This is a genomic window from Stackebrandtia sp. (assembly GCF_035643755.1).
GTDB lineage: Bacteria > Actinomycetota > Actinomycetes > Mycobacteriales > Micromonosporaceae > Stackebrandtia.
Genome location: NZ_DASQPW010000314.1, coordinates 1 through 6,057, shown reverse-complemented (window position 1 = coordinate 6,057; position 6,057 = coordinate 1). Strand labels below are relative to the sequence as shown.

Below are 6,057 nucleotides of genomic sequence, written 5' to 3'. Positions count from 1 at the left end.
GCCGAGGCCCTGTTGGGCGGCGGCGATCCCGCCGACCGCGACGAGGCCGCGGGCCTGTTGCGCGAGGCCGACGGCGTCGCCGAGCGGCTGCGCGCCGCCCCGCTGCACCAGGCGATCCAGTCCCTGTCCCGCCGCGCCCGTCTCCGCCCCGCCGGCGCCGCCCAGTCCGCCGACAGTCCCCTGACGCCAAGGGAACTGGCGGTGCTGAGCCTGGTGGCCGAGGGAAAGACGAACCGCCAGATCGGCGCCGAGTTGTACATCAGCGACAAGACCGTCAGCGTCCACCTGTCGCGCGTCATGACCAAACTGGACGCCGGCAGCCGCACCGAGGCCGTGTCCGCCGCGTACACCCGCGGGCTGCTCAGCCCCTGAGCCCGTCGATGATGACGTCGAGGTAGCGCGCGGTCGCCTCCCGGTTGGCCTTGGCGGGGAGTTCGGGCATGCGGCAGGTGACGAGGCTGATGAGCCGCAACACTTCCACGCCGTCGATGTCGGTGCGCATCGCGCCCTCGGACTGGGCCTTGTGGACGACGGATTCGAAGTGGCCGAGCCACGTCGCGGTGAGCCCGCGCAGTTCGGCGTCGTCGTCGCGGTGCTCGGCCAGCCAGCCGCGCAGGGCGCCCGACAGCGCGCCGATCTCGGGTTCGCCGCAGAAACGGATCAGGCACACCAGGGCGCTCCAGCCTTGGGGTTGCGCGGCGACGGCCGTGGTGGCGGCGTCGACCGCGCGGCGGAACATGTCGACGGCGACCTCGCGGACCAGGCGGTGCCGATCGGGAAAGCGGCGGTACAGGGTGCCGACGCCGACGCCCGAGCGCTGGGCGAGCTCCTCCATGGGGGCGTCGGGGCCGCGCTCGCGGATCAGCTCGCCCGCGCCCGCGATGATGCGTTGGCGGTTGCGCTCGGCGTCGGCGCGCAGCCGCGGCCCGCCCGTGGTGGAGGTCATGCCCCGATCTTACTGGACGATTTTCTTCCACTTATGCTAGCGTCGCCAAAACGGAAGAAACTCTTCCATTTAAACCCTGGAGGCGACATGATCTTGGTGACCGGAGCCACGGGTACCACCGGCAGACACCTGGTGGCGCAACTGATCGAACGCGGCGCCGCGTTCAGGACCCTGGTCCGCGACGAGGCCAGGGGCCGGGCGCTCGGCGCCGACCACGTCGTGGGCGACTTCGACGACCCCGCGTCCCTGGCCGCCGCCATGGACGGCATCGACCGCGTCTTCCTGGCCTCACCCGGCGCGCAGGCGGTCGCGGGCGAGCAGCCGATGGTCCGCTGGGAGCGCAACGTCATCGACGCGGCGCGGGACGCGGGAGTGCGCTATGTCGTCAAGTTGTCGACCCTCAACGCCGGCGTCGGCCGTCCGATGTCCGAGGGCGGGCACGGCGCGATCGAGGAGCACCTGAAGTCCTCGGGTCTGGAATGGACGATGCTCCAGGCGGGTCCGTTCATGCAGAACTTCCTGACCCCGACCGCCAGCCTGTCCGACGAGCACGGCAATCTCGTCGGGCCCGCCGGACAGGCGCCCGCCGCCTTCGTGGACGCCCACGACATCGCCGCGTCCGCCGCGGCACTGCTCACGGGCGAGCCCCACCACGGACGGTCCTATGTGATCACCGGGCCCGAGGCGATCGGCTACCGGCAGGTCGCCGCCAAGCTGTCGAAGGGACGCGGCGAACCCGTCGGCTTCGTCGGCGAGAGCGGCGAGACACTCGTCCGGCGGCTGCGCGGCTACGGGTTGCCCGACGCGGCGGCCGAAGGGCTGGCGTCCCTGTACGACGCGATGGGCGCGGGCGCCTACGGTCAGGTCTCCGACGCGGTCGAACGGCTCACGGGCACCGCGCCGCGCGACTTCGACGCGTTCATGGCCGCCAACACCAAGTCGTTCGGAGCCCTGACCTAACGCCGCAGCAGGAAGTCGCCGGTCTCGCGCGGCGGGCGCGGTGCGGGATCGGCGCGCGGGTAACCGATCGCGATCGAACCCATCGGGTCGAGATCGTCGTCGAGCCGGAGCACCTCGCGCACCACCGGGCGACAGAACAACGTGGACGACACCCAGGCGGTGCCCAGGCCCTCCGCGGCCAGCGCCACCAGGAAGTTCTGCACCGCCGCGCCCATCGCCACGGTGAACATGTCGCGCTCGGCGGCGCCGCGCCGCTCGTCGGGGTAGTCGTGGGCGCCGTCGCGCACCAGGCACGGCACCACCAGTTCGGTGGCGCGCCACAGCACCTCGCCGCGGGCGACGCGGCGGGTGATGGTGGCGGTGTCACAGCCGTCGTCGGTGAGGTCGGCGATCCACGCCTCCCGCATCGCCTCCAACAGCTCCTGGCGCCTGTCTCGCACGTGGACGAAGCGCCACGGCGTGGTGTGGTGCGGCGCGGGTGCGGTGATCGCGGCGGCCACCGCGCGGTCGATGACCTCGGCCGAGACGGGCTGGCCCGAGAACTCCCGCACCGTGCGGCGGGCCGCGGCGGCCTCCCTGCGGCCTTGCTCGATGGCCTCGGCGGTGCCGAGACTGAACATGTCCTGCTCGACGGGGCGGATCAGGGCCGCCGCTCCGGGGCCGTCCGCGGCGCCCACATTAGACAGTCCGCGCACCACCGCGACGGGAATCCGCAGCGTCTTGCCCTTCACCAGATCGGCGGCGGCGGACACCTCGTCGGCGATCGCGGTCATGGTGACCGCCAAGGGATTGCCGTGATAGTCGGTGCCGCCCCGCAGGTCCAGGATCGGTTCCATGCCCGCCACGCCGATGGCCGCGTCGGTCTGCCCCATCCGCCACGGGCGGCCCAGGGTGTCGGTGATGATCACCGCGACGTCCACATTCAGCAGCTCGCGCAGCCCGGCGCGCAGATCCCGCGCCGAGGAGTCGGGATCCTTGGGCAGCAACAGCACCCGCCCCGCCGCCACATTGGACGAATCCACCCCCGCCGCGGCCAGCACCAGCCCGCCGGCGGTACGCACGATCCGGGTGTTGCCGCGCTGCGCCACCAGCGAGGAGGTCTCGGCGGTGATCGCCGCCTCCCGATCGCTTTCGGCGTAACGGTATTCGGCCTTCGACACGATCTTGCTGGTCACCGCCAGCACGTCCCCGTTGGCCAGCCACGGCGCCGCCAGCGCGATGACGCTGGCCAGATCGTCGCCGGGCTCGATCTCGCCGATGCCCTCGACGCCGAGGACCTGTACCGAGTTCACGCCGCGACCTCCGCGATGTCCAGGGCCTCGCGGGCCATCGCCTCGGTGGCCTCGGGATCGGTCATCCACAGCGGACGCGACCGCACCGTCACGCCCGGGATCTCGGCACTGTCGCCCTCGTCGATCAACCAACCGTCCAAAACGCCCTCTTCCGAGCGAGCGCCGTACAGCCCACCGACACCGGCGGCGCTCACCTCAACATCCAAGGTGGAAAGACAACGATCGGCCATGCCGCGCACCACGGCACCGCCGATGATCGGAGACACCCCCACCACCGGGGCCGGACCCTCGCGCAACGCCTCCCGGATCCCCGGCACCGCCAGGATCGGGGCGACGCTCACCACCGGGTTGGACGGCGCGATCAACACCGCGTCCGCCGACCCGATCGCCTCCAACACCCCGGGCCCCGGCTTCGCGTCGGCGGCACCGGTGAACACGAACCGCCGCGCCTCGGGCTCGGCGCGGTGCCGCACCCACCACTCCTGAAAATGCACCGCGCGCTGCCCGTCGTCGAAGTCCGCCACCACGTGCGTCTCGACCCGGTCGTCGCTCATCGGCAGCAGCCGCACGCCCGGCTCCCAGCGGCGGCACAGCGCCGCCGTCACGTCGGACAACCCGTAACCGGCGTCCAACATGCGCGTGCGCATCAGGTGCGTGGCGATGTCCTTGTCGCCCAGGGAAAACCACGGGGCCTCGGCGTCGTGGGCCGCCAGCTCCCGGCTCACCGTCCACGACTCCTCCGCGCGTCCCCACCCGCGCTCGGCATCGGCGCCGCCGCCGAGGGTGTACATGACGCTGTCCAGATCGGGGCAAATCCGCAAGCCGTGCAGTGTCAGGTCGTCGGCGGTGTTGACGATTGCCGTAACCTCGGCGTCAAGCCGCCGTACGCCGAGCAGAAAGCGCGCGGCGCCCACACCCCCTGCCAAGACGACGATCCGCATGACGACCATCTTCGCCCATGCGGTGACCGAGCCGAAAGGGGTATGGGGCGTTGACGCCGCGCTTCCGCCACACCGTGGCCGTGATCCTGCTGGTGGCGACGGCACTGCTGTTGGCGGTGGCCCTGTCGCAGTTTCTCGTCGGCTCCGACAGTGACCCTCGTGACACCCTGGGTTCGCGCGCCGCCGGATTCGGCTTCACCGACCACGCCCACGCCACGCTGTTCTCCGCCGCGCCGCTCGGTCTGCCGGTGCTGGCCGGGCTCATCGCCCGCAAGCCGTCCGTCCACTTGGCCGCGGCCGTGGAGTACGCGCTGCTGATCATCGCCGGTGCGGTGCTGGCGGGTTCGGCGTTCCTGTTTGGAATCAACGCCGCGGCCCAGCAGACCCAAAGCGCCGGAACGGTCTTCATCGATTCCCGCTCCGCCGTCGAGCAGCTGCTCGGCGACGCGACGCTGCTGGTGCTGGCCGGCGTCGGAATGGCCGTCAACCTGCGGGCGTGGCGAATGGACAGGGCGGCTGCGAAGCGGTAATGCGCGTGCACTACTGTCCGTCATTGATCGGTGTCATCCGGTCATCCGTCCGCGATGGATGATCCGGCGCCGATGATGTACGGCAGTGGGGGTTTCGTGCCGGTGGGATGCCGGCGCGCCAAAGAGGAGGCGGACGTACATGGACGGCCGAGACTTTCTGGCCGATCTTCTGGGTAACGTCCCCGAGTGGCAGGAACGCGCCCTGTGCGCGCAGACTGACCCGGAGGCGTTCTTCCCGGAAAAGGGCGGATCCACTAGGGAGGCTAAGCGGATCTGTACCCGATGCGAGGTCAAGGCGGAGTGTCTCGAGTTCGCCCTGGCCCACGACGAGAGATTCGGCATCTGGGGTGGACTGTCCGAACGCGAGCGCCGCAAAGCCAAACGCGAGGCCCGCGAGGCGGCCCGCCTGGTGGCGGCCGAGACCGAGACCCACGCGGTGATGATTCCGTTGCCGCAGCGGGTTCCGTCCACACCCGAGTGCCTGCCCGACTACGCCGACCACCGGCTCCCGGCCGCGGCGTTAATCGGGGTCGATGTCCTCGGGGCGTACGCCCAGCAGGTTCGCGACCTGCTCGACCACGACGCTGCGGATCAGCTGGGCGAGTTCCTCGGTGCCGTTGGCGCGCAGCTCCAGCGGGCGCCGATACACCACAATGCGCGGTGACGGCCCCGCCGTTCCGGGCTGGCCGGGCAGCAGCCGGGCCAGGGGCACGTCGCGGTCCTCCAACACGTCGGTGTCGTAGGTGTTGACCTCGCCGGGGACGTCCTCGACGGCGAACTCGACGCCGGCCAGGCGTTCGGGTCCAAAACGGTCATCGGCACCCACCGAACGCTCGATGACCTCAACGGCCTCCAGAACCAGGTCGTCGAAGTTCTGCGCCCTGGTCTTGGCCATGGGCAGCGCGGCGGGCACCAGTCGTCCACGTAGGCCGCGTCCGCGGCGATCCCGATGGCGCACGAGGACTAGCGTAGAGGAGCGGCATGCGACTTCGACGTGAAGACCGCACCGCTGGAGTGTCTTTGGTAATGAGGGTGGTCGATATGCGGGAACCGCAAGGGAGAAACCGATTTCCCGGTGGTGAGACGCGGCGTGTCGCCGTGATAACGGCTACCACGAGCCGTCGTCAAGCGATAGCGTTCCGGCCGTGAGATCGCATCGACGTTGTTCCCGCAATGGCTGCCGACAGGGCGCGGTCGCCACCCTGACATATGTCTACAACGACTCCACCGCGGTGGTGGGTCCGCTGTCGACGACCCAGGAACCGCACACCTACGACCTGTGCGAGGACCACGCCCGCAAGCTGACCGCCCCGCGCGGCTGGCAGCTGGTGCGGCACGTCGACGACTACGCCACGCCCATGCCGTCGGGGGACGACCTGGTGGCGCTG

Annotated in this window: 8 protein-coding genes and 1 pseudogene; 5 read left to right on the top strand and 4 right to left on the bottom strand. The window is 70.7% G+C overall.

The features are described from left to right. Positions 1–372 (top strand): helix-turn-helix transcriptional regulator (locus VE172_RS24700; RefSeq protein ID WP_324804674.1); only part of this gene is annotated, 372 nt, incomplete at its 5' end. Here the strand turns inward: VE172_RS24700 and VE172_RS24695 are convergent. Next, positions 362–946 (bottom strand): TetR/AcrR family transcriptional regulator, encoded by a 585-nt coding sequence (locus VE172_RS24695; protein WP_324804673.1) that lies wholly within the window; start codon positions 944–946, stop codon positions 362–364. The genes VE172_RS24700 and VE172_RS24695 overlap by 11 nt on opposite strands. An 87-nt stretch (positions 947–1,033) precedes the next feature. Here VE172_RS24695 and VE172_RS24690 point away from each other — a divergent pair, with 87 nt between their 5' ends. Then, positions 1,034–1,906: an SDR family oxidoreductase gene (locus VE172_RS24690; RefSeq protein WP_324804672.1), complete on the top strand. Its 873-nt coding sequence runs from the start codon at positions 1,034–1,036 to the stop codon at positions 1,904–1,906. On the opposite strand, the gene VE172_RS24685 is transcribed toward VE172_RS24690, so the two are convergent. Both VE172_RS24685 and cofD read right to left on the bottom strand, forming a co-directional pair. Then, positions 1,903–3,198: a coenzyme F420-0:L-glutamate ligase gene (locus VE172_RS24685; RefSeq protein WP_324804671.1), complete on the bottom strand. Its 1,296-nt coding sequence runs from the start codon at positions 3,196–3,198 to the stop codon at positions 1,903–1,905. The two genes, VE172_RS24690 and VE172_RS24685, sit on opposite strands and share 4 nt — an antisense overlap. Then, a complete protein-coding gene (gene cofD / locus VE172_RS24680) occupies positions 3,195–4,139 on the bottom strand; it encodes a 2-phospho-L-lactate transferase (protein ID WP_324804670.1) in 945 nt (314 codons plus the stop codon). Before cofD ends, VE172_RS24685 begins: the two co-directional genes overlap by 4 nt. 50 nt (positions 4,140–4,189) lie before the next feature. Here cofD and VE172_RS24675 point away from each other — a divergent pair, with 50 nt between their 5' ends. Both VE172_RS24675 and VE172_RS24670 read left to right on the top strand, forming a co-directional pair. Further along, on the top strand, positions 4,190–4,669 hold the full coding sequence (locus VE172_RS24675) for a hypothetical protein (protein WP_324804669.1): 480 nt from the start codon (positions 4,190–4,192) through the stop codon (positions 4,667–4,669). Between the two features lie 139 nt (positions 4,670–4,808). Next, positions 4,809–5,054 (top strand): annotated as a pseudogene (locus VE172_RS24670) (WhiB family transcriptional regulator); the annotation flags it as partial. Between the two features lie 135 nt (positions 5,055–5,189). Here VE172_RS24670 and VE172_RS24665 read toward each other — a convergent pair. Continuing rightward, positions 5,190–5,564 (bottom strand): metallopeptidase family protein, encoded by a 375-nt coding sequence (locus VE172_RS24665; protein WP_349258536.1) that lies wholly within the window; start codon positions 5,562–5,564, stop codon positions 5,190–5,192. A gap of 250 nt (positions 5,565–5,814) precedes the next feature. Here VE172_RS24665 and VE172_RS24660 point away from each other — a divergent pair. Further along, positions 5,815–6,057 (top strand): DUF3499 domain-containing protein (locus VE172_RS24660; protein ID WP_324804667.1); only part of this gene is annotated, 243 nt, incomplete at its 3' end.

Excerpts from the sequence above, each read along its gene's own strand:
- VE172_RS24695 (WP_324804673.1), bottom strand. The coding sequence starts at position 946 with ATGACCTCCACCACGGGCGGGCCGCGGCTGCGCGCCGACGCCGAGCGC.
- VE172_RS24690 (WP_324804672.1), top strand. The coding sequence starts at position 1,034 with ATGATCTTGGTGACCGGAGCCACGGGTACCACCGGCAGACACCTGGTG.
- VE172_RS24665 (WP_349258536.1), bottom strand. The coding sequence starts at position 5,564 with ATGGCCAAGACCAGGGCGCAGAACTTCGACGACCTGGTTCTGGAGGCC.
- cofD (WP_324804670.1), bottom strand. The coding sequence starts at position 4,139 with ATGCGGATCGTCGTCTTGGCAGGGGGTGTGGGCGCCGCGCGCTTTCTG.